This is a genomic window from Janthinobacterium sp. GW823-FHT01H08 (assembly GCF_058797855.1).
The window spans coordinates 2423302-2448082 of sequence record NZ_CM179504.1 but is presented as its reverse complement, the minus strand read 5'-3'; the positions used below and the strand labels follow the sequence as shown (position 1 = coordinate 2448082).

Genomic DNA, 24781 nt, shown 5'->3' with positions numbered 1-24781 from the left:
TTTATCGCTATCGGATCGCGCAGCCGGCAGCCACGCTATGCGGCGGGAAACACCAGCGTCACCGCCAGCCCCCTGCCCTGCAAGCCGGCGCCCAGCACGATGGCCGCGCCATGCCGCTCGGCGATGCGCCGCACGATGGACAGGCCCAGCCCGCTGCCGGGCAGCTGCGTCGCACTTTCCGCCTGCCCCAGGCGCACGAAGCGTTCGAACGCGCGCTCATGCATGTCTTCCGCGATGCCCGGTCCCGTATCGGCCACGCGCACATAGCTGCGTCCCGCTTCCACGCCGCAACTGATCTCGACGGCGCCCGGCGCCGGCGTGTAGCGCAGCGCATTGTCGACCAGGTTACGCAGCAGCATCTGCAGGCTGTCCGCATGCAGCGCGCACGGTGCCGGCGCAAGGTTCACGGCCAGCGACAGCCGGTACGGCGCGGCCAGCGCCTGCCACTGCGCGGCCTGCTGCGCCAGCAGCTGCGCCAGGTCGCCCGGCGCCAGCGCCACCTGGGCTTGCGCCTGCGGATCGAGCCGGGCCAGCGCCAGCAGCTGGTTGACGAGGCGCGTGGCGCGCTCCACGCTGGCACCCAGGGCGGCGATGAATTCCTCGCGCTCGTCCGCGCTGCGGGCCCGCTGCAGCACTTGCAGATTCGTCTTGATGGCGGCCAGCGGCGTGCGCAGTTCGTGCGCCGCATCGGCCGTGAAGCGCTGTTCGTTGTCGCGGCTGTGCCGCACCCTGCCGAACAGGCGGTTAATTTCCAGCAGCAGCGGATGCAGTTCGTCCGGCGCGCCAGCGAGCCCGACGTCGGCCAGTTCATCGGGCGTACGCGCCGACACTTCATCGGCGCACGCTTGCAGCACGCGAAACACGCGGTGGACGGCCCACCAGATGGCGACGGTGGCAAGCGCCGCCAGCAGCAGGCCGAACAGCGCAACGCGGTAAAAGAAGCCGCGGCTGATGTCGTCGCGGTGGCTGGTCGGCTCGGCCACCAGCAGTTGCAAAGTGCGCTGCGGGTCCCACAGCGAGAACAGACGCCAGCGCTGGCCACCTATCGTGGTCCACGACAGGCCATCGGGCGCGCTGCGCGACAGGGCGATGTCGGACGCCGCATCGTTGCGGTACAGCACGCGCTGCTGCGCGTCGCGCACCTTGAACAGCAAATACTGGTGGGGATTGTGCTGGCCGCGCAGGGGCAGGTCGATGGGCCCCGTCAAGCCGTGTTCGCGCGCCTCCTTTGCCACCAGCGACAGCAGCAGATGCCCCGTCTCGGTCAGCGACTGGTCGAACAATTCCTGGCTTTCGCGGCGCGCTTCCACATACACGATGGCGGCGCTGCCCACCCACAGGGCCAGAGTCAGGCCCAGCAGGACCGTCAGCAGGGTGCGCCGCAGCGACCAGGTTTGCACGCCGCGGCCGGCAGTTAAGAATCTCTTAAGAACTTCTGCGCAAGATCCGGAGCGAAATATTTTCTGGGTAGCCATGGCCGCAATTGTAAATGATTCTTATTGCTTTCATGATTCCCATTCCCTCGTTAATACAGCGCAATTATTCATTCACCCTTCAGGAGTTTGCATGTCCAACCGCACCCGCCGCGCGCCCCTGCCGCGTCCCACCACCCTGGCCCTGACTCTGGCCGCCCTGTCATGCCTGCCGGCTCACGCCCAGACGGGCACGCCGGCCAGCATGCCGGAAGTGGTCGTGTCCGCCTCCGGTTTCGAGCAGGACATCAAACAGGCGCCCGCCTCGATCACCGTGCTGACGCGCGAGGAGCTGTCGAAGGAACGCTTCGGCAATCTGACGCAGGCGCTGGAAAGCGTGGAAGGCATCGACGTGGGCGCGGCGGGCGACAAGACGGGCGGCATGAACATCAGCATCCGCGGCATGCCCAGCGACTACACCCTGGTGCTGATCGACGGACGCCGCCAGAATGCGGCCGGCAACGTCACGCCGAACGGCTTCGGCGGCACGCAGACGAGCTTCATGCCGCCACTGGCCGCCATCGAGCGCATCGAGATCATCCGCGGCCCCATGTCGACCCTGTACGGCTCGGACGCCATGGGCGGCGTGATCAACATCATCACGCGCAAGGTGGGCAAGCAGTGGATGGGTTCCGTCTCGGCCGACTATACCGCGCAGCAGGAATCGGACTTCGGCGACGTGAAAAGCGGCCGCTTCTACCTGAGCGGCCCCATCGCCGCCGACCTGCTGGGCCTGTCCCTGCGCGGCAGCAAGCAGCGCCGCGATGCGGCCGACATCCGCGTCCCCAACGCGGCCGGCGCGGAAGTGCCCGCCAGCATGGGCGCCAATCCCGTGCGCGCGGACATCGCCAACTTCGGCGCGCGCCTGGCGTTGACGCCAAACCGTTACCACACCGTCATCCTCGACGCGGACGCGGGCCGCCAGACCTACGACAATTCGAAACAGCAGCTGGGCACATTGGGCTTGCAGGGCGGCTACGGTCCCGAGCAGAAATACCAGCGCGACCAGTGGACCCTGTCGCACACGGGCCGCTTCGGCTTCGGCACCCTCGACAGCAGCTACATGGTGAACAAGACGGAAACCCTGGGGCGCACGATTCCGCCAGGCACGCCCGGTGCCGTGGCCGGCAGCGCGCGCACGCTGGAAGTGGAAAGCCAGGTGTTCGACACCAAATTGGTCATGCCTTTGGGCAAGCATATGGCCACCATCGGCGCGCAATGGTGGAAAGCGGACATGACGGATGGCGTGGCGCCAAAGACATTCGAATTCACGCAAAAAGCCCTGTTCGTGGAAGACGAATGGCAGGTGCTGGAAAATATCGCCCTGACCTTCGGCGCCCGTTATGACGACCACAGCATCTTCGGCGGCCAGACCAGCCCCCGCGCGTATGCCGTGTGGAACGCGACACCGAGCTGGACCGTCAAGGGCGGCGTCAGCAAGGGCTACAAGACGCCGCGCGTGGAACAATTGTCCCCAGGCATCAACGGTTTCGGCGGCCAGGGCACGATCCCCCTCGTCGGCAGCCCGGACCTGAAGCCGGAAACGAGCACGACAACGGAAATCGGCGCCTACTTCGACAACCTGGCCGGCTGGACCGCCAGCGGCTCGCTGTTCAACAATGCATTCAAGGACAAGATCACGACGGGCACGGGCCTCGTCAACTGCAGCTACCGTCCATCGCCGAACCGTCCCGGCTGCGTCAGCTTCGGCAACTGGCCCAACGTCGATGCGTTTGGCCAGTCGGTCAACGTGGATGAGGCCGTCACACGCGGTGTCGAGCTGAACACGCGCTTCCCGCTGGGAAAAAGCTTGTCGGCCAGCGCCAACTACACGTACACGGAAAGCGAACAGAAGAGCGGCAGCAATGCGGGCAAGCCGCTGAGCGACACGCCCAAGCACGCCGTCAACGCGCGCCTGAGCTGGGATATTTCGCGCGAGTGGAACGGCTGGCTGCGCGCCGAATACCGCAGCGAGCGCTTCCGCGATCCGGGCACCTCGGCTTCCACGCGCGCCGCCAAGGCCGCGCTGGGCGACTACCAGGGCTACGCCATGCTGCACCTGGGCACCAGTTACCAGCTGAGCAAGCGCGTGACCCTGAACGCGGCCGTGTACAACCTGCTCAACAAGGACTTCATCGACTACCAGCCTTACCGCGCACCGGCCTTGAACTACGCGAACCGCTATGTCAACAGCCTGGACGGCCGCCGTCTGTGGCTGTCGGCCACCGTCGATTTCTGATCAAGGGAGGCGGCCTCCCGGCCGCCTTCGTCAGGCCGCTTTGGGCTTGTCGATGCAATAGCCGACCGCATGCACGGTGCGTATCAAGTCCCGCCCCAGCTTCTTGCGCAGGTGGTGGATGTGCACTTGCACGGCGTTGCTTTCCACTTCATCGCCCCAGCTGTACAGGTTTTTCTCCAGCTGTTCCCGGCTCAGCACGCGGCCGCCATGTTCCAGCAGCAGTTGCAGGATGCGAAATTCCTTCACGGTTAACATCACGGGCACGCCCCCTTGCGTCAGCTGCCGGTCCGCGATATCGAGTACCAGGTCGCCGTGCACGAGCTGCTCGCGCAGGCGGCCCGCGGCGCGCCGGCAGGCGCTGCGGATGCGCGCGGCCAGCTCGTCGAGGTCGAACGGTTTGACGATGAAGTCGTCGGCGCCCGCATCGAGGCCGGCGATGCGCTCGCCCACCTGGTCGCGCGCCGTGACGACCAGCACGGCGCCGCTGTAGCCATTGTCGCGCAGCATGCCCAGCGCCTGCATGCCGTCCTGCCCCGGCAAGCCCAGATCGAGCAGGATGCAGCCGTAGTCGTGCAGGCGCACGGCCGTGTGCGCGTGTTCGGCGCTCGTGACCCAGTCGACGGCATAGCCGCCCTGTTCCAGGCCGATTTGCGTGGCGCGGCCCAGCTGCGGGTCGTCTTCGGTCAGCAGGATGCGCATGGAGAAGCGGCGATCCGCTCAGTCCTTCTTCTTGATCAGGCCGGCCAGCGCGGCAAACGGATTGTGCGTGGCGGGCGCCACCTCGGCCGACAGCAGGCCGGCGCCACGGTCCGCTTCCAGATAGCGCGAGTGCTCATTGTCGTGGCAATACAGGCACAACAGTTCCCAGTTGCTGCCGTCGGGCGGATTGTTGTCGTGGTTGTGGTCGCGGTGGTGCACCGTCAGTTGCTGCACGTTGGCGCGCGTAAATTCGCGCATGCAGCGGCCGCAGACCCACGGATACATCTTCAGCGAGCGCTCGCGGTAGCCGCTCTCGCGCTGGTCGGCGGCGCGGCGCGCTTCGGCCACGATCTTGTCCAGTCTTGCCGCGTCGGGCTTTTTACTCTGCATGACAACTTTCGATATGGGAGGAAGAAGCATCCATTTTAATGAGGATGGGGGCGCAATTGTACTTTTTCTGCCACGGCGCCAGCCCGTGCCGCCCCCGGCGTGCTTTTTTTAGCGTGCGCGGCACCACAGGTTCTTGATTTAACGCAAAATAAGCCCAGCGACAGACCACGAACAGACGCTAGGGCAGCAGGCAGCGCGCAGGTCAGCATATTTCGGCTATGATGCGCGCCACGCCGCCCTTCACCTTTCCATGACCCTAGCCTGCAAGCGCCCGTGATAGCGATAACAAGACCCCTGCAACGCCTTGCCCGCCGCCTGTACCGTCTCAGCCTGGTACCCCTGTTCGCGCTTATCTTGCTGCTGGCGCTGTGGGCGGCCGTCTTGTACCAGGTGGGCCAGGAACGGGCCGGCGCCGTGCGCGACGCCGTGGCCGTCAGCCAGTCGCTGGCCCGTACCCTGGCCGACCACACCAGTTTCACCTTGCGCCAGACCGATCACGCCACGCAATTGTTCAAGCTCAAATACGAGGAAACGGACGGCGCCCTGCGCCTCAATGAATTCACGCGCCGCCAGGGCTTGCTCGACAGCGTGCTGCCATCGAAGCTGGAACTGCCGATCGCCCTCGTCGACGCGCGCGGCGACGTGATCGACAGCGCCAACGCGTATCTGCCGGAAAACCTGGCCAGCCAGGCATTTTTCAAGGCGCTGGCCGCCAATGCGTCCGACACGGCCCTGGTCGACACGCCCATGCTCGACGCGGGCAGCAAGCACTGGACCATCCGCCTGGCGCGCCGCCTGAACGATGGCCAGGGCCGCTTTGCGGGCGCCATCGTCATCCACGTCGACCCTACGTATTTTGTCGACGACTACGACCGCCTGAACCTCGACGAGCATGGCGCGCTGATGCTGGTGGCGCGCGACAGCGGCCTGACGGTGGGGCGCATCGGCGAGCAATTGATCCTCAGCGACCGCATCGACTTCCGCATGCCGGGCCCGCCGCAGCACGCGCCCGAGGAATTGCTGATCGAACCGCCCGTCGATGCGACGGCGCGCATCTACAGCTACCGCGAGCTGCCGCGCTACCCGCTGCTGGCGGTGGTGGGCGTGAGCCATGCCGTTGCCCTGACGCGCTTCGAACACCGCCGCCTGGCGTATATCGGCGCCCTGCTCGCCGCCAGCGTGCTCATCGCCGGCTTTACGGCGCTGCTGATGCGCCAGAGCGCGCGCCTGCGCCGCAGCATCCGCCAGGCCAAGGAAACACAGGCGCTGCTGCGCGCGGCGCACCAGGCCAGCCTCGATGCCGTGCTGCTGCTCAAAGCCTGGCGCCCCGCGCCGGGCAAGCCGGTGGAAGATTTCACCTTTGCCGACATCAACGAGCGGGCCGCCGATATGCTGGGCAAGCCGCGCTCCGAACTGCTGGGCCAGCGCGTGCTGCCGCGCGTGCCGCTGCTGCGCGGCGAGCGCTTTTTCAAGCGCTTCGTGCTGGTGATGGAAACGGGCCAGCCGCTGGAGGATGAATTCGAGCTGAAACTGGCGTCGGGCGGCACGCGCTGGCTGCGCCACCAGGTGGTGCCGATCGCCGACGGCGTGGCCGTCACCTCGCGCGACATCAGCGCGCGCAAGCACGACGAACTGGCGCTGCAGGACAACCGCAGCTTCCTGCAGTCGCTGATCGACCACCTGCCCGTGCTGGTGTACGTGAAAAGCGCGCGCCCGGAAAACTTCGGTCGGATGGAAGTGTGGAACAAGGCGGCCGAGGACATCACGGGCCACCTGGCCGCCGACGTCATCGGCAAGACCGATTGCCAGGCCTTTCCGCCCGACTTCGGCCTGCACGATGCCGAGGACGACCGCGCCATCCTGGCCGAGCACGGTGTCATCGACCATACGGAAAAGCCGCTGCGCCTGCGTGACGGCAGCCTGCGCTACCTGCGCTCCGTCTCCGTGCCCGTGTTCGACGAGCGCCATCAGGTCGAGCATATCCTGTGCATCGCCGAGGATATCTCGCAGCGCCGCCAGCAGGAACTGGAACTGCGCCAGAAACAGGCCGAACTGGCCGCCGTCAACGACGCCTCTCCGCTCGGGCTGGTGCGCCTGGACCGCCAGCGCCGCTGCACCTACGTCAACCGCACCTTCGAAGCCATCACGGGCCTGCCGCGCGCCGCCGCGCTGGGCGCCGGCTGGACCAGCGCCCTGCACCCGGACGACTATCCGCTGATGCACGTGGCGCTGGAACAGCTCACGCGCAGCCACGCGCCATTCCAGTCCACCCTGCGCTGCCTGCAGCGCGACGGCAGGCTGGTCTGGGTCTCCGTCAAAATTGCCCCCATCCTCATCGACGGCCAGATCGACGGCTACGTGGGCAGCCTGGACGACATCACCACCTTGCGCGAATCGGAAGTGGCGCTGCTGGAAAGCGAAGCGCGGCTGCGCACCATCGCCGACACCTTGCCGGCCATGATCGCCTACATCGACGCCGACCAGGTCTACCGCTTCCTGAATATCGCCTATGAACGCGAATTCGGCCTGACGGGGCGGCAGGCGCTGGGCAAGAGCGTGCGCGACACGGTGGGCGAGGCGCGCTACGGCACGGTGGCGCCATATATCGAAAGAGTACTGGCCGGCGAAACCTTGAGCTTCGAGGAAGAGGACGAGAAGGAAGGCATAGAGCGCTGCATGGAAGTGATCTACATCCCGCAGATCGGCGAAGACAGGCTGCAGGTCGTGGGTTTTCACGTGATGCGCCAGGATATCACGGTGCAAAAGCGCGAAAAACAGCGGCTGCTGAAGCTGTCCCAGGTCGATGCATTGACAGGATTGTCGAACCGCGCCGGCTTCCAGCAAAAGCTCAGCGACGCCATGCACGCGAGCCGCCGGCAGCAGCACCTGATGGCCGTCATGTACATGGATATCGACCGCTTCAAGCCCGTCAACGACACGCACGGCCATGGCACGGGCGACGCCCTGCTGCGCGCCTTCGCTCAGCGCCTGACGCAGACCATGCGCGCCACCGACATCATCGCCCGCCTGGGCGGCGACGAATTCACCATCATCATGGAACAGATCGCCCGGCCCGACGACGCGGCCGTGCTGGCGGAAAAAATCGTCGCCGCCATGCGGCAGCCGTTCGAACTCGACGGCATCACCGTGCGCATTTCCGCCAGCATCGGCCTGGCCTTCTACCGCGACGAAGACATTTCCCCCGCCGTGCTGCTGCAGCGGGCCGACGTGCTGCTGTACCAGGCCAAGCAGGATGGGCGAAATACCTACAGGGCCGGCGCGCTGACGACTTGAGCACCTGAGAAAACGTCCATGGCTGCGTTGCAGTGCCTTGCCGTACTATTCGTACTGCCTACGGCACTACGCCTTGCCCTGAACGTTTTTCAGGCACTCTGGATGTATCGATAAAAATCGAAAACGCTCTTCGAAATTCGTTCAATTCTCCAGTACCTGCCTCATTTCAGCTATATTGGCGCCTGTCTTCCCTACCCTTGCCACACCATGCGCCTGCTGCACACTTCCGACTGGCATCTGGGCCAGACCCTGCACAATTTTGAAAGGGGTTACGAACACCAGCGCTTCCTCGACTGGCTGCTCGACACGCTCGTGATGGAGCAGGTCGACGTGCTGCTGGTGGCGGGCGACGTGTTCGACAATGCCAACCCGTCCGCCGCCTCGCAAAAGCAACTGTATGTCTTCCTGCAGCAGGCGCGCGCGCGCCTGCCGGCGCTGCAACTCGTCGTCGTCGCCGGCAACCACGATTCGGCGGGACGGCTGGAAGCACCCGGCCCCCTGCTGGCCGCGCATGGCACGCACGTGATCGGCCATGTGCTGCGCGGCGACGATGGCCAGATCGACCTGGAACGCCTGCTGCTGCCGCTTACCGGCAACGATGGGCAAGTGCAAGCCTGGTGCCTGGCCGTACCGTTCCTGCGCCCCGGCGACGTGCCGAAACTGCCGGCCGGCGACACCCAGGACGCCTACCTGGGCGGCATCGCCCTGCTGTACCGCCAATTGGCGGACCTGGCGCTGGCGCGCCGCCGGCCCGGGCAAGCCATCGTTGCCATGGGCCACTGTCACATGGTGGGCGGCGAAATGTCGAACGATTCCGAACGGCGCATCGTCATCGGCGGCACGGAAATGCTGCCCTCGGGGATTTTCGATACGTCCATCGCGTATGCGGCGCTGGGCCATCTGCACAAGGCGCAGGCCGTGGGCGGCCAGGAGCACATCCGCTATTGCGGCAGCCCGATACCCCTGTCGTTCGCCGAAGTGAACTACCGCCACCAGGTGCTGTGCCTCGATATCGACGGCGAAGCGCTGCAATCCGTGCGCGCCATCGCCGTGCCGCGCGCCGTGCCCTTGCTGCGCGTGCCCGCCGCACCGGCGCCCATAGCCGAAGTGCTGGAACAGCTGGCCGCCCTCGACGTGCCGGACGCTCCGGCCGAGGCGCAGCCGTTCCTGGAAGTGCGCGTGCGCCTCGACGCGCCCGAACCGGGCCTGCGCACGCGCATCGAGACGGCGCTCGACGGCAAGAGCGTGCGCCTGGCAAAGATCGAAACGTCGAGCGCCGCGCGCAGCAGCGCGCCCGAGAACATGACGCTAGACCAATTGGGCCAGCTGCAGCCCGACGACATCTTCCGCCGCCTGTACCAGCAAAAATACGCGAAGGAAGCGCCGCCCGAACTCCTCTCGGCCCTGGCCGAATTGCTGCTGCCCGGCGCCTGACTTCCAGGGGCATTACGCCCACCATCCATTCTCCCACGGTACCATTTGAAAGGTTTTATGAAGAAAATCCGTCATTTCCCCCTGCTGGGCGTTTCGTTGCTCATATCGCTTGCCGGTTGCGGCCCAAGCGCCGAGTACCCGCCCCCGATGCCGGCCGAAAAGACAGCAGCGTCGCAACTGTCGAAACCCATCATGCTCAAGGACCTGAGCACCGGCATCAAGGCGGGGAAATCGGTGGCCGATGGCTATCTGGGTAAATGGAGCTATTTCGGCAAACCGCGCGTCGTCACCACCGAGCAGCTGGCTGACGGCACAGTGACGGCCATCACGGTCTTGCTGGAAGGGTCTGACTCATACCAGCTCCAGAAAGAGCTTGAGGAAAAATACAGCAAGGAAGAAGGGCATCCCGTCACATTCAGCTGCAACCGGGCGTACCGCCGCCTCCCCGCACTCGACAACTTGAGAATCGTCGATGAAAACTGCATTGTGTATCATGCCGATCAAATATTGCGCATTCATTCCCTCTCTCCGTATGACACAGAGATGATCAACAAATTGTGGTCCGCCAGAGCCCTGTTCTTCACCACCAAACTGACGCTGGTCGATGCCGGCCTTGAAACCAAACGCGAAGCCGCCATAGCGGCGGCGTCCGCCGAAAAGCACGCGGCCGAAGAAGCCAAGGCGAAAAAAGATCTGTAAGCGCACCCGTCGGGCGACTGCATCAGCATAAAGAACAGCATGAAAATCCTGAAAATCAGCGGCAAGAACCTGGCTTCGCTGGCCGGCGAATTTGAAGTCGACTTCCAGCAGGAACCGCTGGCGTCCTCCGGCCTGTTCGCCATCAGCGGCCCCACGGGCGCGGGCAAGAGCACCCTGCTCGACGCGCTGTGCCTGGCCCTGTACGACGCCACGCCGCGCCTGCTGAAGGTATTGGGCCGGGGCAGCGCCCTGCCCGACGTGGGCAAGGAAACCGTCAACGCGCAGGATACGCGCACCCTGCTGCGCCGCGGCACGCCGGACGGCTACGCGCAGGTGGACTTCGTCGGCAACGATGGCGGTCACTACCGCGCGCGCTGGAGCGTGCGCCGCTCGCGTACCAAAGCGGAAGGGGCGCTGCAGGCGACCGCCATGAGCTTGCACCAGCTGCCCGCGCTGCAGCCCATCGGCGGCACCAAGACGGAAGTGAAGGAAGAGATCGAAAAACGCATCGGCCTGTCCTTCGACCAGTTCACGCGCGCCGTGCTGCTGGCGCAAAACGAGTTTTCCACCTTCCTCAAGACGGAAGACAATGAACGGGGCGAATTGCTGGAAACCCTGACGGGCAGCAGCATCTATACCGACATTTCCATGCGCGCCTTCGAGCGGGCGAAAAAGGAAAAGCAGGTGCTCGAACGGCTGGGCGAAAAACTGGCGGACCAGCGGCCATTGTCGCCGGAAGAGCGCAGCGAGACCGAAGCGTCAAGCGGCGCGGCTGAAACCGCCCTGCAAACCATCGACCTGCGCAAGGCCGTGCTGGAATTGCAGCAGCGCTGGCACCAGGAGACGCACAAGCTGCAAACCCAGGTGACGGCCGCGCAAGAGACGCTCGATAACGCCGATGCCGAACGGACCGCCGCGGAGGAACGCCGCGCGGCGCTGGCGCAGTGGGAATTGCTGCAGCCGGCGCGGCCCCTGATCGACGACGTGGCGCGCCTGGCCGGCGACATCGCCGGCACGGGCGCCGCGCTGGAAGCGTCACGCACGCAGGCGGCGCAAGCCGTGGCCAGCGAAGCGCAGCTGGCGCAGGCCGTGCAGCAGGCGGCAGCGGCCTTGCTTGCCACGGAAGCGGCGCAGCGCGATGCCGCGCCCCTGCTCGACCAGGCCAAGGCGCTCGACGCCGGCATTGCGGCGCACATGCCCGCGCATCGCCAGGCGCAAGATGGGGCCCTGGCCGCCGACCAGGCCAACGAGGCGGCGCGCGCCGCGCTGCACGCGTTGCAGCAGCGCCAGCACGCCGCGCAAGCGGAACAGGAAGCGGGCCGCCAGTGGCTGGCAGCGCACCAGCAGTGGCAGGCGCTGGCGCAATCGTGGCAGTTGTGGGATCAACTGTTTGCCCAGGCCGGCCAGGCGGCAGCGCAAGCCGATGCGGCCGACGCCAGCATGGCCGAGTCAAGACAGCAGCTGCGCCAGGCCTCGGACGCCACGCAGGCGGCGCAAGCGGCGCTGGCCAGCGCCGCTGCCGTGCTGACGGCGCGCGATGTCGAACGGCGCGCGGCGCTGGCGGCCGTGCAAGCCATCGATGGCCAGGGGCTGCAGGAACAGCGCGGCCGGATCGAGACGCACGCGCGCACGTTGACCAGCGCGGAAAAGACCTGGAGCGAACTGGCGCGCCAGCAGCAGGCGCTGGCGCACTGGCAAGCGAGGGCGGCCCAGCTGGCGCAGGCCGCGCAGACGGAAAACACGGCGTTGGCGGCGGAAGCGGCGCAAACGGCGCTGCTGGAAGCGCGCCTGGCGCAGGCGGAAAAATCCTTGAAAGGCGCGGAGGCGGCATGCGCGGCCAGCGTGGAGCAGCTGCGGGCCAATTTGCAGGACGGGCAGCCCTGCCCTGTCTGCGGCGCGCTGGAACACCCGTACAGCCACGCCGACCACGCCTTGCAGGCGATGCTGGCCAGCTTGCAGGATGAAGTACTGGCCTGCCGCGCGCAGGCGCGCGGCAATCTGGAGCGGCTGGCCACGCACAAGGCGGCCCTGGCCGCGACGGCACGCGAGCAGGCGCAAACGGAGGCCGAACTGGCGGCCCTGCCGCCCGCCATCGACAGCTTGCTCGCGCAGTGGCAGCCGCACGCGGACACATTGGAACTGCCGCCGGCAAATGAGCGCGCGGACTGGTTCGCGCGGCAGCTGGCGGCCAATACGGCCGGTTTACAGGCACTGGCGCAGCAGGAGGCGGCGCTGCGCCAGGCCAGCGCGCGGCGCGAACAGGCGCAGGCAGCGCATGAACTGGCGTCAAACGACCATGCGCGCTGCACAAGCACCGTCGCCGAGACGCAGGCGCGGCTGGCGCAGCTGCAAGCGCAGCAAGCGGGCAACGCCGACAAGGGCGAGACGGCGCGCGCCGCGCTCGACGCCTTGCTGGCGCAGCTCGATGGCGCGTTCGCCGACGCCGACGGCGCCGAGGACTGGAAAGACAGCTGGCGCGCCGGCCCGGCCGCCTTCCGCGCGGCGCGTGAAACGGAAAGCCGGCAATGGCTGAAGCAGCAGGCGGACCAGGACCACCGCGGCCATGCGCTGGCGACCCTGGCAGCGCAGCTGGAAGCGGCGCAGCTGGCCGCCGCCAAGGCGCAGCAAGCGGCGCAGGAAGCCCACGCCGTCTTTGCCGCCGCCGACAAGCAGCGCACGGCAATGCAGGCGGAACGCAACGCGCTATGGCAGGGCCGGAGCGTGGCCGAGGTCGAACGCGCGCTGGCAGGCGCCATCGCGGCAGCCAAAGAGCTGCTGACGCAGAAGCAAACGGCGGCGCAATCGGCCAGCCATCAGCGCACGCGCCTGGAAGAAGCGTGCGCGCAGCTGTCGCAGCGCCTGGCTGCCCTGCGTGAACAGGAACACGGCGCCAGCGCCGCCCTTAACGGCTGGCTGCGCCAGTTCCAGGATGCCCATCCGGCCCGTGCGCCCGCCGACATGGACGCCTTGCGCGCGCATCTGGCCATCGCACCGGACGCCATGCGCGCCGAACGCGACGCCCTGCAAGCGATCGCCGACCGCCACACGGCGGCCGTTTCCGTGCTGGCCGAGCGCCGGCAGCAGCTGACGGCGCATGTGCATCAGCCGCCGGAAACCCTGGAAATGGACGAGGCGGCGCTGCAGGATGCGCTCGACGCGCTGCTGCTGGAACGCCAGGCGGCCAACCAGGAAGCGACCCGGCTGCGGCTGGCGATCGCGCAGGACGACGCGCGGCGCCACGGCGCGCAAGCGATGCTGGCGCAGATCGAGGCGCAAGCCGTCATCGAGCGGCGCTGGGCCAGCCTGAATGAATTGATCGGCTCGGCCGACGGCAAGAAATTCCGCAACTACGCGCAGCAATTCACCCTGGAAGTGCTGCTTGGCTATGCCAACGCGCACCTGAACCACCTGGCGCGCCGCTATCAGCTCGAACGCATCGACAACGCGAACAATCCGTCGCTGGGCCTGATGGTGCGCGACCAGGACATGGGCGGCGAACTGCGCTCCGTGCATTCGCTGTCGGGCGGCGAATCGTTCCTCGTCTCGCTGGCCCTGGCGCTGGGCCTGGCCTCGCTGTCCTCGAACCGCGTGCGCGTCGAATCGCTGTTCATCGACGAGGGCTTCGGCAGCCTCGACACGGAAACCCTGCGCGTGGCCATGGACGCGCTCGACGGTTTGCAAGCGATGGGCCGCAAGGTGGGCGTCATCTCGCACGTACAGGAAATGACGGAGCGCATCGCCACCCGCATCCTCGTGCAGCCCGGTTCAGGCGGTAAGAGCGTGGTGACGGTGCGCTAAGAACACCTGTCAAAACCTACTGCGCGTCTCGGGTCGCGGTTTCCGATGCTCACTGCCTCGGCGGCCCCGTGCTTAGCACAGTTCCGCGTCTCAACCACAACCCACTTCCGCTCGCTACGGTTTTGTCAGGCGTTGTAAACCGCTAACGGCTGGCCGGCTCCCGGCACAGCCTGAGCATATCCCAGCCCAGTTCGCGGCGGATCTGCTCGGGGTCGGGCGGGGGGCGGCGCTGTTCCAGCTCCGCTTTCAGCCACTTCCTGACCAGCTCCTTGGCGGGCTGTACAGGCTTTTCCTTGTCATGCTTGTCCATGGTGCTACCTCTTCAATGGCGGTCAGACGACCTCCTATATACGCTCAACGTCATGGCACGGATTCAGTTGACCTGCGCGTGGCGCAGATGCAACAACGTGTAACGATGGACGGAGTGCGTTAAAATCGCCGCCTTCGCGTAACTACCCGCTACGCCCCGCAACAGTTCAAGGAGCCCCATGAAAGCCGCCCGCAGCCTCACCTTCAAGTGCGTCAAATGTCACAAATCCATGCAGGTTTACCTGCAAAAAGTCTCCGCCTGCTCGCATATCCAGCCCTACCAGGGCATTTGCGCATGCGGCGAACTCAAGCGCCACGCCACGGGCCAGGCCGATGCCGTCAAGTCTTACCTGGAGTCGGCGGACGGTAGCTGGTCGCACCACCACTAATGGTTAAAGTCTGGGCGATTGTTGCCGTTAAATACGGTACACAGCCCATATAGAACCGACCATGTCCCAGCTTCCCGCCCTCGCCAGCCGTCAACCCGCCTCGACTACGCTGGCTGGCCAGCAACCGTCCCGCACGGGCAGCAGCGCCACGGGCCTGGCCGGCTCGCCCCTGATGCAGCGCACGGCGCAAGACGTGGTCGCGCTGTCGAAGAATGGCCTGGACCTGTCGGCCAAGGGGCTGTCGCAACGGACCGATGCGCTGGGCAACGCCACCGTCGACGTGGCGCAGGATTTTCTCTCCAACATGACGCGCCAGCTGTTCGGCGACGGCGCCAGCATCTCCTTCGATTCCGTCGATTTGCAAGCCGGTTCCAGTTTCAGCAGCGGCAGCGCCAGCGTCTCGGGCACCGGAGGCAGCAGCCGCGCGGCCGCCTTCAGCCTCGATGAAAACGCCCATTTCATCGGCAAGGGCAAGATCACGACGGCCGATGGGCAAACCTTCGACTTCGAAGTGGAAGTGCAATATCAATCGAACATCAGCGCGGGCGTCCTTGAGCAAACGCAAGGCGAAACGCCGGAAGCCACATCCTCCGAAGACGGCGCCCTGCCCGCCAAGGAGCTGCCCGCCACGACCTTCGCCGGCAATCTGCACGACCTGTTCAAGCTGCTGGGCCAGCAATTGCAAAGCAACATTTTTAATAGCAACGTCAACAGCAAGGCCGATGGCGCCAGCGCCAGCGGCAAGGATGGCGACCTGGCAGGCAGCCTGAGCTTGCGTTTGCTCAAGCTGGTGCAGCCGGACCATGCCACCGAGACCGCCAAAGACGACAGGAAAGCCGTGGAAACGACGCCGGAAGACCAGGCGCGCGCCCGCGCGCTGGCACTCGCCTATGGCACGGACACTGCTGACGGCACGGCCAGCGACGTATAATGGAAGACGGCCTGCGCAGGCGACCATGCCGCGCGCCCCCTTCTATCGATTGAAACCCATGTCCGACACTTCTTCCCCTACCGTTCATCCGCAGATCCACTGGAGCGAAAACGGCGCCGAGCATTCGGCCCGCTGGCGCTCGGAAAGCGGCATGCCGCCGCCCAAGCGCGTCGTCATCGCCGATGACCGCACGACGGCCGACCAGGCTTACCGCCTGGCCTGCGAAGGCACGGCCATGCTGTGGCGCGGCGACTTCCAGAACGCGCGCCAGCTGCTGCAGGCACTGGCGCGGCGCGCCGACCACAAGAACGACAAACCAAGCAAAAAGGCCAAGGCCGCCAAGCTGGCGAAACCCGAACCATCGGCCACGGAAGCCTTCCATTTGCACCGCCAGGCGCAGTCGCAGCGCGCACGCACCCTGGCCATGCTGCTGCTGCCTTTTGACGCCGACTACACGATCCCGCTGCGCCGCGCGCCGGACGTGAAACTGGCTTGCAATGAAGCATACGGCCGCGGCGAGGAAGCGTTCGTCGCCTCGCTGCGCGAACTGCTGGGCCTGATCGGCGCGCATGAATGGCGCCGCACGGGCGTGGACCTGCCGGCCCTGGGCCAGCGCATCCACCCGCATTACGGCGTGTTCGCGCCCATCCGCGGCGAATACGTGGGCCTGGTGGCGGAAGCGCCGCTGCCCGCGCGCGCCAGCCTGGCCTTCGACATCGGCACCGGCACGGGCGTGCTGGCCGCCGTGCTGGCGCAGCGCGGCGTCAAGCGCATCGTCGCCACCGACCAGGACCCGCGCGCCCTGTCCTGCGCGCGCGAAAACCTGGCCCGCCTCGACTTGATCGACAAGGTCGAGGTGGTGCAGGCCGACCTGTTCCCCGCCGGACGCGCCCCGCTGGTCGTGTGCAATCCGCCATGGCTGCCGGCCCGCCCAAGCTCGCCGATCGAATACGCCGTCTATGATCCGGACAGCCGCATGCTGCGCGGCTTCCTTTCCGGCCTGGCGGAACACCTGGAAGCCAACGGTGAAGGCTGGCTGATCCTGTCGGACCTGGCCGAGCACCTGGGTCTGCGCCCGCGCGCGCAATTGCTCGAATGGATAGCGCAGGCAGGCTTGAAGGTCGTCGACCGCCTGGACGTGAAACCCACGCACCCGCGCGCGCAGGACGCCACGGACAGCCTGCACGCGGCCCGCTCGCAGGAAATCACCTCGCTGTGGCGTCTGGCGGCGGCGTAATCGAGGGTCTGAAACCCGGCCATTGCGCATTGCAGCAAACCCCGCTATAATTCGCCTGCGGGGTGGAGCAGTCTGGCAGCTCGTCGGGCTCATAACCCGAAGGTCACAGGTTCAAATCCTGTCCCCGCAACCAGATACCGAAAAACCGCTGATTCTTGCAAGAGAATCAGCGGTTTTTCCCATTGCGGCGCAGTATCTCAATGGCCATCCTGCAAGCCAAATATCCTTCATTTCCATCCGCTCTTTCGCAATGCAGCAAACTCGGTTATAATTCGCCTGCGGGGTGGAGCAGTCTGGCAGCTCGTCGGGCTCATAACCCGAAGGTCACAGGTTCAAATCCTGTCCCCGCAACCAATACATAAAAAACCGCTGATGCCTGCAAGGGAGTCAGCGGTTTTTTTCATTCCGGGCCGGGCCCATGCTGTTACGCGGTGACGCTGGCCCTGATCTGCCTGGCCGCCGCATGCAGGCTGGCCGCCACCCGTTCCAGCTTGTCGGCGCCAGCCGTTTCAGCCAGGGCGGCAAACGCGCTGATATGAAACGTGGCCACCATGGCCGGCGACACTTCCAGCTCCAGCGCGGTCTTGCTCAATTCCGTCGACGCCTCGAGATAAGGCTCGCTGCCCGCCTCGAACGCCTGCTTCGTTTCCAGCAATTCCTGTCCGCCCTCGGCCTTGGCCAAACATGCATCGACCTTTTGCTGGAAAGCAGGCAAGGTATCGCGCACGGGGCCGGCGTCGGGCGCCGCTTCCGGCTCCGGCGCCACTGGCGCAGGCGCAGCGGCGGCCGGCTTGTTCGCCGCCGGCATGTCGCGCATCGTCAGCCAGCGCTCGACGGCGAGAAAATCGGCAAACGGCTCGCCCACCTTGGGGTTCATCAGCCAGACTTCGCCCGTGCGCCAGTCGATCCGGGCACCGCGCTCGTTTCTCGCCAACAGAATATCCTTGCCGCCATCGGCATTCGACACCCGGCCGATGTCGATCCAGTTCATCACTTCCGCCTGGCGCGACATCGCGTTGACCCGATGGAAATAGGCCAACCATAAAAATCTGGCGACCAGAAGAACCAGGACACCGCCAACCATCCACATCATTTTTTTTGCTCCGCACCACATCGACAGCCCGCATTTTCTCACATGAAAGCTTGCGCCAAGGAAACTTTTACATCTGCCGTGCGCAGGCGCAAAGCCCGCGCCACGCGCGGCCCGGGCCCGCAGTCGCATTTCAGCAACGCCGCGTTTTCCTGATTGCCTGGTGCGCGCCGCTGCGCTATTATGAGAACAATTCTCATTTAGATTAAGATATTCCATCCCGTCCGCATGCTGTCCGCCCCTTCCCCGCCGTCCGAATTCCAGGCCCTGTACGCCGAGCACCACTCGTGGCTGCTGCACTGGCTAAAGCGCCGCCTGCACGATGCGGGGCTGGCGGGCGACCTGGCGCAGGATACCTTCCTCAAGATCTTCGTTGCGCGCAGCAGTGCCGGGATCGCGCAGCCGCGCCCCTTCCTGGCTACCATCGCCAAGCGCCTGCTGGCCAACCACTGCCGGCGCGAAGAACTGGAACGCGCCTACCTCGACGCCCTGCTGCACCAGCCGCAAGCGAGTACACCGTCGCCGGAAGCGATGTCCATCCTGCTCGAATCGCTGCAACTGATCGACCGCGCGCTGGACCGGCTCTCCGCCAAGGCCAGGGCCGCCTTCCTGCTGGCCCACCTGGACGGCATGAGCTATGCCCAGATCGCCGCCGAACTGGGCACCACCACGCATTCCGTCAAAAAATACCTGAGCAAGGCCAACTTGCTGTGCTTTTTTGCCGTGCCCGATTTTGCCGCGCCCTGACATGCGCGGCGCCACCGTCTACGCCCAGGGCCAGCCCATCGACCTGGCCGTCGCCATGCAAGCGACCGAATGGCTGACCACCCTGATGAGCGGCGAAACGACGCCGGCGGAAAAAACGGCCTGGCAGCAGTGGCGCCAGGCGCACCCGGACCATGAACGGGCATGGCGTCACATCGAAAGCGTCAGCGGCGGCTTGCGCGAACTCGATGGGCCAGCCAGCCGCCAGGCGCTGCTGCAAAGTCCCCTCTCGCGTTCCGTCTCGCGGCGCGGCAGCCTGCGGCTGCTGGCGTGGGTATCGGCCATCGGCATCACGGGCTGGTTCGGCGCACGCTCGGAATATGCGCCCGGCATGGCCCGCGCCGCGCTGGCCGACCTGTCCACCGGCGTGGGCGAACGCCGCGAGCTGACCCTGGCCGACGGCAGTCGCCTGCATCTGAACAGCGGCAGCGCCGTCAACATCCGCTACACGGACACGCAGCGGCTGCTGCAACTGGTGCGGGGCGAAGTCTTCATCGCCACCGCCCGCGAAACGGGCCGGCCTTACCGCCCCTTCCTCGTCGAAACGGCGCACGGCCACGCGCAGGCGCTGGGCACGCGCTACTCGGTGCGCCAGGCCGAGGGCAGCACGCTGGTCGCCGTCGAGGAAGGCGCCGTGCGGCTGATGCCGTGCCAGGGCGATGGCAGTCTCGTGATCCAGGCCGGCCAGGGCGGCGGCATGACCGCGCGCAGCATCGTGCCCGCGCACGCCGTCTCGCCCGACATCTGGGCCTGGCGGCAGGGCTTGCTGCTGGCCGACGCCATGCCGCTGCGCGACTTCCTGCATGAGTTGAGCCGCTACCGCCACGGCTTGCTGGGCTGCGACGACGCGGTGGCCGGCCTGCGCATCTCCGGCGTCTTCCCGCTGGCCGACCTGGACGCCGTGCTGCTGTCGCTGCCCGATTCCCTGCCGGTGGACGTGCGCCTGCGCACGCGCTACTGGGTGCAGGTGGAGGCGCGGCGGCAGCGCTGAACATGTATTTTGACGCCAGTGCAAAAAAAAGGTACCCGTTTTCGATTCTCGCGTGACCTGTGTAGGCAACGTTCTTTTTGACGACTACACCACAAGGTAACCATGTCTCCTGCCATTCATTCCAAGCCGCGTATCAAACCCATGGCGTATGCCATCCAATTCGTCTTCATCGGTTCGGCCCTGCTGCTGAATATTCCCGCGCCAGCCCTGGCGCAGGAAAGCGCGGCCGCCGCTGCGGCCAGTCTCGACTTCCAGGTGCCGGCCGGCGACCTGGCGGCGGCGCTGCGCCAGGTCGCCAGCCAGTCCAGGGTCATCCTCAGTTTCACGCCGGAGCAGACGCGCGGCAGGACGTCGGCCGGCTTGAGCGGCCGCCACGACGTGCTGGCCGCCCTGAACGGCGTGCTGCGCGGCACGGGCCTGAAGGCCGAGCGCAGCGCGAATGGCAGCTACGTGCTGCGCCCGGCCCAGGCCCAGGCGGATTCCGGCGCGGAGGCCATCGCCATGATGCCGGAAGTATCGGTCAAGGCGCAGCAGGACGCCACCGAAGGCTCGGGCGCGTATGTCTCCACCCTGCCGATCGCCACGGCCACGCCGCTGGGCCTGTCGATCAGGGAAACGCCGCAGTCGGTCAGCGTCATCACGCAGCAGCGCATGCAGGACCAGGGCTTGAGCACGATCGCGCAAGTGATGGCGCAAACGCCGGGCATCACCCTGTTCTCGCTGGGCAGCGAGCGCACGGGCTTTACCTCGCGCGGCTATTCGATCACCAATTACCAGCTCGACGGCGTCAGCACGCATTCGGAAAACCTGGGCCTCGACGCGATACCGTCGCAAAGCCTGGCCGACATGGCGCTGTACGACCGCATCGAAGTGCTGCGCGGCGCCTCGGGCCTGATGACGGGCGCGGGCGACGCGTCGGGCGCCATCAACATGGTGCGCAAGAAACCGACGGCGCAGTTCCAGGCCGCCGTCGAGGGCGAGCTGGGCTCCTACGATGAACGGCGCGCCATGGCCGACATCTCGGGTCCGCTGAACGAGGCGCGCACGGTGCGCGGCCGCCTGGTGACCGTGTACGAGGAAGGCGACAGCATCATCGACGGCTACAGCCGCGACAAGAAAGTGGTCTACGGCGTGGTCGAGGCGGACCTGTCCAGCGACACGAAACTGACGGCCGGCGTGACGCACCAGCGCAAGCGCTCGGACGGTTCCCTCTCCTACCTGGGCTTCCCCCTGTTCTACAGCAATGGCGTCATGACGGACCTGCCCCGCTCCTTCAGCCCGGCGGCCAGGTCGAATCGCTTCAACACCAATTCAACCGACATCTTCGTCACCTTGGAACACGCGCTGGCGAACGACTGGAAGCTGAAAATCTCGGCCAACCGCGTGCAGTCGTCGCAGGAGGAGCGCGCCGTCTACATGAACGTGAGCGCCGGCTTCCCCGACCAGGCCACGGGCGATGGCCTGGGCCTGAGCGCCGACTACCGCGATTACCAGCTGAAGGTCAACAGCGTGGACGTCAACGTGCGCGGGCCGTTCAGCGCCTTCGGCCGCCAGCACGAACTGGTGCTGGGCATGGACTACAGCCAATTCCAGAGCAAGACGGATGGCCGCTTCGACTGGAGCATCCAGGGCAGCGGCGTCAACCTGTACCGCTGGAATCGCCTGGCAACGCCCGTGTTTGGCGATACCTACGTCACCTACGACAGCACGCGCCGCCAGGCCAGCGCGTATGCAGCCACGCGCCTCAACCTGTCCGAGCGCCTGAAACTGATCGCCGGCGCCAAGGTGCTGCGCTACAGCGAGAACTACATCTCGGACGCGCCTTCCGTGCCGTTTTACAGCGCGTCGCCAGCCTCGGAAAGCCGCGTCTTCACGCCGTATGGCGGCCTGGTGTTCGACATCGACGCCATGCACAGCGCCTACGCCAGCTATTCCACCATCTACCAGCCGCAAGCCCAGCAAGACCGCTACGGCAAGCTGCTGGCGCCGCGCGAGGGCAAGACCTTTGAAGCGGGCATCAAGAGCGGCTGGTTCGATGGCCGCCTGAACACGGCCGCCGCGCTGTACCAGATCCGCCAGAGCAATCTGGCCGAATCGGACCCCGGCTACACCGTCCCGGGCACGAACAATCCCGCCAACCGCACCATCAAGGGCGCCAAGACCCAGGGCGTGGATCTGGAAGCGACGGGCGCGCTGACGCCGGACTGGAACATCTCGGCTGCGTGGTCTTACAGCCAGACGGAAAACAATGCCGGCAAGGCGATCCTGACCACCTTCCCGCGCCACCTGGTGAAACTGTGGACCACTTACCGCCTGCCCGGCGAGTTCAATCGCCTGACGGTGGGCGGCGGCGTGAACTGGCAAAGCCGCGTGTATTCCGACATCGACGCGTGGCAGATCAACAGTACCCTGCACTGGGAACAGAAGGCGTACTCGGTGGCCAGCCTGATGGCGCGCTACGACGTCAACGACAAGCTCTCTGCCACCGTGAACGTGGCCAACCTGTTCGACAAGCAGTACACGGCTTCCGTGTCGGACTGGTGGTACTCGGGCATGCATGGCCCGGCGCGCAAGGTGGCACTGAAGGTGCGCTACCAGTTCTAGCGCCAGGACCAGGACAAAGCCGAATATTTCACAGGGCCGCAGGGCCGGTGATACAATTTTCCCGCTTCACGGGCGTTGCCGGCCATTGCCGCCAACGCCCGTGCCCATAGAGACACCCAAGGAGAATGTGTGAAGGACCTCGCCCCCGCCCTGCCAGCCGATCCGGCCGACCAACCCGCCAATCCCTCGCGCCGGCGCATGTTCCAGGCTGCTTCCGCAGTCGGCCTGGCCGCCAGCCTGCCGGCGCTGGCCGACGCCGCGCCAGCCAGGAAGACCATCGCCAAGGGTTCGCTCGACGCGAAACTCAAGGCGCACGTCAAGAACGTGGTCGTGATCTACCTGGAAAACCGCAGCTTCAACAACCTGTTCGCCAACTTCCCCGGTACCAGCGCGCCCCTGTCCGCCGTCACGGCGGAACAGGCGCAGCAGCTGGACCGCGACGGCAAGCCGCTGGCAACCCTGCCGAAGATCTGGGGCGGCCTGGTGCCGAATCAGCAAAATATCGGCGGCATCGATTACCTGATCAAGGAAGAGCAGATTTCCGGCCTGCCCAACGCTCCCTACAAACTGAGCGACGCGGCCGGCAAGCCCCTGCCCGAGAGCATCGTCACGCGCGACCTCGTGCACCGCTTCTATAACAACCAGATGCAGATCAACGGCGGCAAGAACGACGGCTTCGCCGCGTGGGCCGACAGCGGCGGCCTGGTGATGGGCCACTATGGCGAAACGTCGAAAAACCTGAACCTGTGGCAGATCGCCGAGCAGTACACCTTGTGCGACAACTTCTTCATGGCGGCCTTCGGCGGCTCCTACATGAACCACCAGTTCCTCGTCACGGGCCGCGCCAACGAATACTTCAATGCTGCCGAGACGGCAGCGAAGAAAAAGATCGCCGTGCTGGCCGACGGCCCGCAAGGCGTGCGCCTGGCCCTGTCTCCCGAGTGCCCCGCCTCGGCGCTGGACGGCAAGCCGAAATACGTGAACGACGGCGCCATCACGCCGGACGGCTATGCCGTCAACACCATGGCGCCGCCCTACCAGCCCAGCTACATTCGCCCTGCCTTCGACGGCGACCCGCTGCACGCCGACCCGGCCGACGCGAATACCCTGCCGCCGCAAACCTATGACACCATCGGCGACCTGCTGTCGCGCAAGGGCGTCAGCTGGGCGTGGTATGGCGGCGGCTGGCAAGCGGCGCTCGACCACAAGGGCGGCGGCAGCAAGCCGAACTTCCAGTTCCACCACCAGCCGCTGAACTACTTCAAGCAGTTCGCCCCCGGCACGGCCGCGCGCGCCGAGCACTTGCGCGACGGCGGCACGGGCGACAGCCCGATCTCGAACAAATTCCTCGCCGCCGCCGTGGCAGGCAAGCTGCCGGCCGTGACCTTCTACAAGCCGCAGGGCAATCTGAACCTGCACGCGGGTTATTCGGACATCGAGTCGGGCGACCAGCACGTGGCCAACGTCATCCAGCATCTGAAGGAATCGCCGCAGTGGAAGGACATGATCGTGGTGATCACGTTCGACGAAAACGGCGGCTGGTGGGACCACGTGGCGCCGCCAAAGGGCGACCGCTGGGGTCCGGGCACGCGCATTCCCGCCATCGTCGTCTCGCCGTACGCGAAGAAAGGCGCCGTCGACCACAGTTTCTACGACACGACGTCGATCCTGCGCCTGATCACGCGCCTGCACGACCTGCCGCTGCTCGAAGGCCTGAAAGTGCGCAACGATGCCTTCGCGGCACGGGGCGCGTTGCCGCCGGGTGACCTGACGGGCGCCCTGAGCTTCCGCTAAACGCCATCCAAAACCTGCTGCGCGTCGCGATTTGCGGCCTGCGATGCTCACTGTGCTAAAGCACAGTTGCGCTTCTCAGCCACAACTCACTGCCGCTCGCTACGGTTTTGTCAGGCGTTATAAGCCACCCACGGTGCGGCACGCCTGTGATACACTGCGTGCCGCACTTAAATCCGCAGGACAAGTTTTCCTGCAGGTTATCCCAACCATGAGCCCGACTCCAGTAGCCGGGCTTTTGTTTTGTGGATGAAGTTAAAGCGTATTCACACAGCGGACAGCTTTTTGCCCGCTCCCCGGCGCCGTTTTTTCGCTGCCAGGGGCCAGAGGTTCAGAAATGAGAGATAAAAAAGACAACGCCACCATCGACTTGCCCGGTTTCGGCCCGCCGCCAGTGCTCGAGGCGCCAGAGCCGGCGCCGGAGCCGCAGCGCCGCGCGCGCGTGCGCAAGGCGGCGCTGAAGCAGGTGCAGCTCGAATTGCTGGAGCCGACCGACGCCACGGGCTTGCCCGTATGGACGCGCGACGCCGGCCTCGATCTCACCGGCTTGCCCATCTGGGCGCCAGATAATTAGTACCCACGCCGGCGGCCGTTTGCCGCCGGCTTCCACACCACCATCCGCACAAGGGCGTAGAACGCCTGTAGACTG

General features: G+C 66.0%; 18 protein-coding genes and 2 tRNA genes. 15 read left to right on the top strand and 5 right to left on the bottom strand.

The window, feature by feature from the left end; translation table 11 throughout:
• Window positions 1–35 precede the first annotated feature (35 nt).
• Window positions 36–1400, bottom strand: a complete 1365-nt coding sequence (locus AC3RCG_RS10950; RefSeq protein WP_492405501.1) for a sensor histidine kinase — start codon at window positions 1398–1400, stop codon at window positions 36–38.
• A gap of 166 nt (window positions 1401–1566) precedes the next feature.
• On the opposite strand from AC3RCG_RS10950, the gene AC3RCG_RS10945 reads away from it, so the two are divergent.
• Entirely contained in the window at window positions 1567–3711 is a 2145-nt protein-coding gene (locus tag AC3RCG_RS10945; RefSeq protein ID WP_492405499.1) for a TonB-dependent receptor domain-containing protein, read from the top strand.
• Between the two features lie 30 nt (window positions 3712–3741).
• Here AC3RCG_RS10945 and AC3RCG_RS10940 read toward each other — a convergent pair whose 3' ends face one another.
• Both AC3RCG_RS10940 and AC3RCG_RS10935 read right to left on the bottom strand, forming a co-directional pair.
• Window positions 3742–4410 (bottom strand): response regulator, encoded by a 669-nt coding sequence (locus AC3RCG_RS10940; RefSeq protein WP_492405497.1) that lies wholly within the window; start codon window positions 4408–4410, stop codon window positions 3742–3744.
• An 18-nt stretch (window positions 4411–4428) separates the two neighbouring features.
• The gene (locus tag AC3RCG_RS10935; RefSeq protein ID WP_034755042.1) at window positions 4429–4800 is read right to left on the bottom strand and encodes a YajD family HNH nuclease; all 372 of its coding nucleotides are present in this window, start codon (window positions 4798–4800) and stop codon (window positions 4429–4431) included.
• 273 nt (window positions 4801–5073) lie between these two features.
• Between AC3RCG_RS10935 and AC3RCG_RS10930 the strand changes: the two genes are divergently transcribed.
• The 4 genes from AC3RCG_RS10930 (at window position 5074) to AC3RCG_RS10915 (ending at window position 14025) form a co-directional block, all read left to right on the top strand.
• Window positions 5074–8094: a PAS domain-containing protein gene (locus AC3RCG_RS10930; RefSeq protein WP_492405494.1), complete on the top strand. Its 3021-nt coding sequence runs from the start codon at window positions 5074–5076 to the stop codon at window positions 8092–8094.
• Between the two features lie 207 nt (window positions 8095–8301).
• A complete protein-coding gene (locus AC3RCG_RS10925; RefSeq protein ID WP_492405492.1) occupies window positions 8302–9528 on the top strand; it encodes an exonuclease SbcCD subunit D C-terminal domain-containing protein in 1227 nt (408 codons plus the stop codon).
• A gap of 57 nt (window positions 9529–9585) precedes the next feature.
• Window positions 9586–10227 carry a hypothetical protein gene (locus AC3RCG_RS10920; RefSeq protein WP_070290759.1) on the top strand — a complete coding sequence of 214 codons (642 nt, stop codon included), beginning with the start codon at window positions 9586–9588 and terminating at the stop codon, window positions 10225–10227.
• A 39-nt stretch (window positions 10228–10266) separates the two neighbouring features.
• Complete coding sequence (locus AC3RCG_RS10915; RefSeq protein WP_492405490.1) at window positions 10267–14025, top strand: AAA family ATPase; 3759 nt, start codon at window positions 10267–10269, stop codon at window positions 14023–14025.
• A gap of 142 nt (window positions 14026–14167) precedes the next feature.
• Here AC3RCG_RS10915 and AC3RCG_RS10910 read toward each other — a convergent pair whose 3' ends face one another.
• A complete protein-coding gene (locus AC3RCG_RS10910; RefSeq protein WP_162835746.1) occupies window positions 14168–14335 on the bottom strand; it encodes a hypothetical protein in 168 nt (55 codons plus the stop codon).
• Window positions 14336–14513: 178 nt separating this feature from the next.
• Between AC3RCG_RS10910 and AC3RCG_RS10905 the strand changes: the two genes are divergently transcribed.
• The 5 genes from AC3RCG_RS10905 (at window position 14514) to AC3RCG_RS10885 (ending at window position 17245) form a co-directional block, all read left to right on the top strand.
• Window positions 14514–14723, top strand: a complete 210-nt coding sequence (locus AC3RCG_RS10905) for a hypothetical protein (RefSeq protein ID WP_034755039.1) — start codon at window positions 14514–14516, stop codon at window positions 14721–14723.
• A 61-nt stretch (window positions 14724–14784) separates the two neighbouring features.
• A complete protein-coding gene (locus AC3RCG_RS10900) occupies window positions 14785–15654 on the top strand; it encodes a hypothetical protein (RefSeq protein WP_492405487.1) in 870 nt (289 codons plus the stop codon).
• Window positions 15655–15712: 58 nt separating this feature from the next.
• Entirely contained in the window at window positions 15713–16891 is a 1179-nt protein-coding gene (locus AC3RCG_RS10895) for a methyltransferase (RefSeq protein WP_070310478.1), read from the top strand.
• Window positions 16892–16947: 56 nt separating this feature from the next.
• Window positions 16948–17024: transfer RNA gene (locus AC3RCG_RS10890), tRNA-Met, on the top strand.
• Between the two features lie 144 nt (window positions 17025–17168).
• Window positions 17169–17245, top strand: a tRNA-Met gene (locus AC3RCG_RS10885).
• 70 nt (window positions 17246–17315) lie between these two features.
• On the opposite strand, the gene AC3RCG_RS10880 is transcribed toward AC3RCG_RS10885, so the two are convergent.
• On the bottom strand, window positions 17316–17882 hold the full coding sequence (locus AC3RCG_RS10880) for a hypothetical protein (protein ID WP_492490432.1): 567 nt from the start codon (window positions 17880–17882) through the stop codon (window positions 17316–17318).
• Between the two features lie 327 nt (window positions 17883–18209).
• Here AC3RCG_RS10880 and AC3RCG_RS10875 point away from each other — a divergent pair, with 327 nt between their 5' ends.
• The 5 genes from AC3RCG_RS10875 to AC3RCG_RS10855 all read left to right on the top strand — a co-directional run bounded on the left by AC3RCG_RS10875 (window position 18210) and on the right by AC3RCG_RS10855 (window position 24706).
• Window positions 18210–18728 carry a sigma-70 family RNA polymerase sigma factor gene (locus tag AC3RCG_RS10875; RefSeq protein ID WP_070310476.1) on the top strand — a complete coding sequence of 173 codons (519 nt, stop codon included), beginning with the start codon at window positions 18210–18212 and terminating at the stop codon, window positions 18726–18728.
• Window position 18729: 1 nt separating this feature from the next.
• On the top strand, window positions 18730–19737 hold the full coding sequence (locus tag AC3RCG_RS10870) for a FecR domain-containing protein (protein WP_121669021.1): 1008 nt from the start codon (window positions 18730–18732) through the stop codon (window positions 19735–19737).
• A gap of 141 nt (window positions 19738–19878) precedes the next feature.
• On the top strand, window positions 19879–22341 hold the full coding sequence (locus AC3RCG_RS10865) for a TonB-dependent siderophore receptor (RefSeq protein ID WP_492405677.1): 2463 nt from the start codon (window positions 19879–19881) through the stop codon (window positions 22339–22341).
• 129 nt (window positions 22342–22470) lie between these two features.
• Window positions 22471–24135 carry an acid phosphatase gene (locus AC3RCG_RS10860; protein WP_492405679.1) on the top strand — a complete coding sequence of 555 codons (1665 nt, stop codon included), beginning with the start codon at window positions 22471–22473 and terminating at the stop codon, window positions 24133–24135.
• A gap of 334 nt (window positions 24136–24469) precedes the next feature.
• Window positions 24470–24706, top strand: coding sequence for a hypothetical protein (locus tag AC3RCG_RS10855; RefSeq protein ID WP_121669018.1), 237 nt, complete (start codon window positions 24470–24472; stop codon window positions 24704–24706).
• The last annotated feature ends 75 nt before the right edge of the window (window positions 24707–24781 follow it).

Bases quoted from the DNA above. Each gene is read 5' to 3' on its own strand.
- AC3RCG_RS10945 (WP_492405499.1), top strand. From the start codon at position 1,567: ATGTCCAACCGCACCCGCCGCGCGCCCCTGCCGCGTCCCACCACCCTG.
- AC3RCG_RS10940 (WP_492405497.1), bottom strand. From the start codon at position 4,410: ATGCGCATCCTGCTGACCGAAGACGACCCGCAGCTGGGCCGCGCCACG.
- AC3RCG_RS10935 (WP_034755042.1), bottom strand. From the start codon at position 4,800: ATGCAGAGTAAAAAGCCCGACGCGGCAAGACTGGACAAGATCGTGGCC.
- AC3RCG_RS10925 (WP_492405492.1), top strand. From the start codon at position 8,302: ATGCGCCTGCTGCACACTTCCGACTGGCATCTGGGCCAGACCCTGCAC.
- AC3RCG_RS10920 (WP_070290759.1), top strand. From the start codon at position 9,586: ATGAAGAAAATCCGTCATTTCCCCCTGCTGGGCGTTTCGTTGCTCATA.
- AC3RCG_RS10915 (WP_492405490.1), top strand. From the start codon at position 10,267: ATGAAAATCCTGAAAATCAGCGGCAAGAACCTGGCTTCGCTGGCCGGC.
- AC3RCG_RS10910 (WP_162835746.1), bottom strand. From the start codon at position 14,335: ATGGACAAGCATGACAAGGAAAAGCCTGTACAGCCCGCCAAGGAGCTG.
- AC3RCG_RS10905 (WP_034755039.1), top strand. From the start codon at position 14,514: ATGAAAGCCGCCCGCAGCCTCACCTTCAAGTGCGTCAAATGTCACAAA.
- AC3RCG_RS10900 (WP_492405487.1), top strand. From the start codon at position 14,785: ATGTCCCAGCTTCCCGCCCTCGCCAGCCGTCAACCCGCCTCGACTACG.
- AC3RCG_RS10895 (WP_070310478.1), top strand. From the start codon at position 15,713: ATGTCCGACACTTCTTCCCCTACCGTTCATCCGCAGATCCACTGGAGC.
- AC3RCG_RS10880 (WP_492490432.1), bottom strand. From the start codon at position 17,882: ATGAACTGGATCGACATCGGCCGGGTGTCGAATGCCGATGGCGGCAAG.
- AC3RCG_RS10875 (WP_070310476.1), top strand. From the start codon at position 18,210: ATGCTGTCCGCCCCTTCCCCGCCGTCCGAATTCCAGGCCCTGTACGCC.
- AC3RCG_RS10870 (WP_121669021.1), top strand. From the start codon at position 18,730: ATGCGCGGCGCCACCGTCTACGCCCAGGGCCAGCCCATCGACCTGGCC.
- AC3RCG_RS10865 (WP_492405677.1), top strand. From the start codon at position 19,879: ATGGCGTATGCCATCCAATTCGTCTTCATCGGTTCGGCCCTGCTGCTG.
- AC3RCG_RS10855 (WP_121669018.1), top strand. From the start codon at position 24,470: ATGAGAGATAAAAAAGACAACGCCACCATCGACTTGCCCGGTTTCGGC.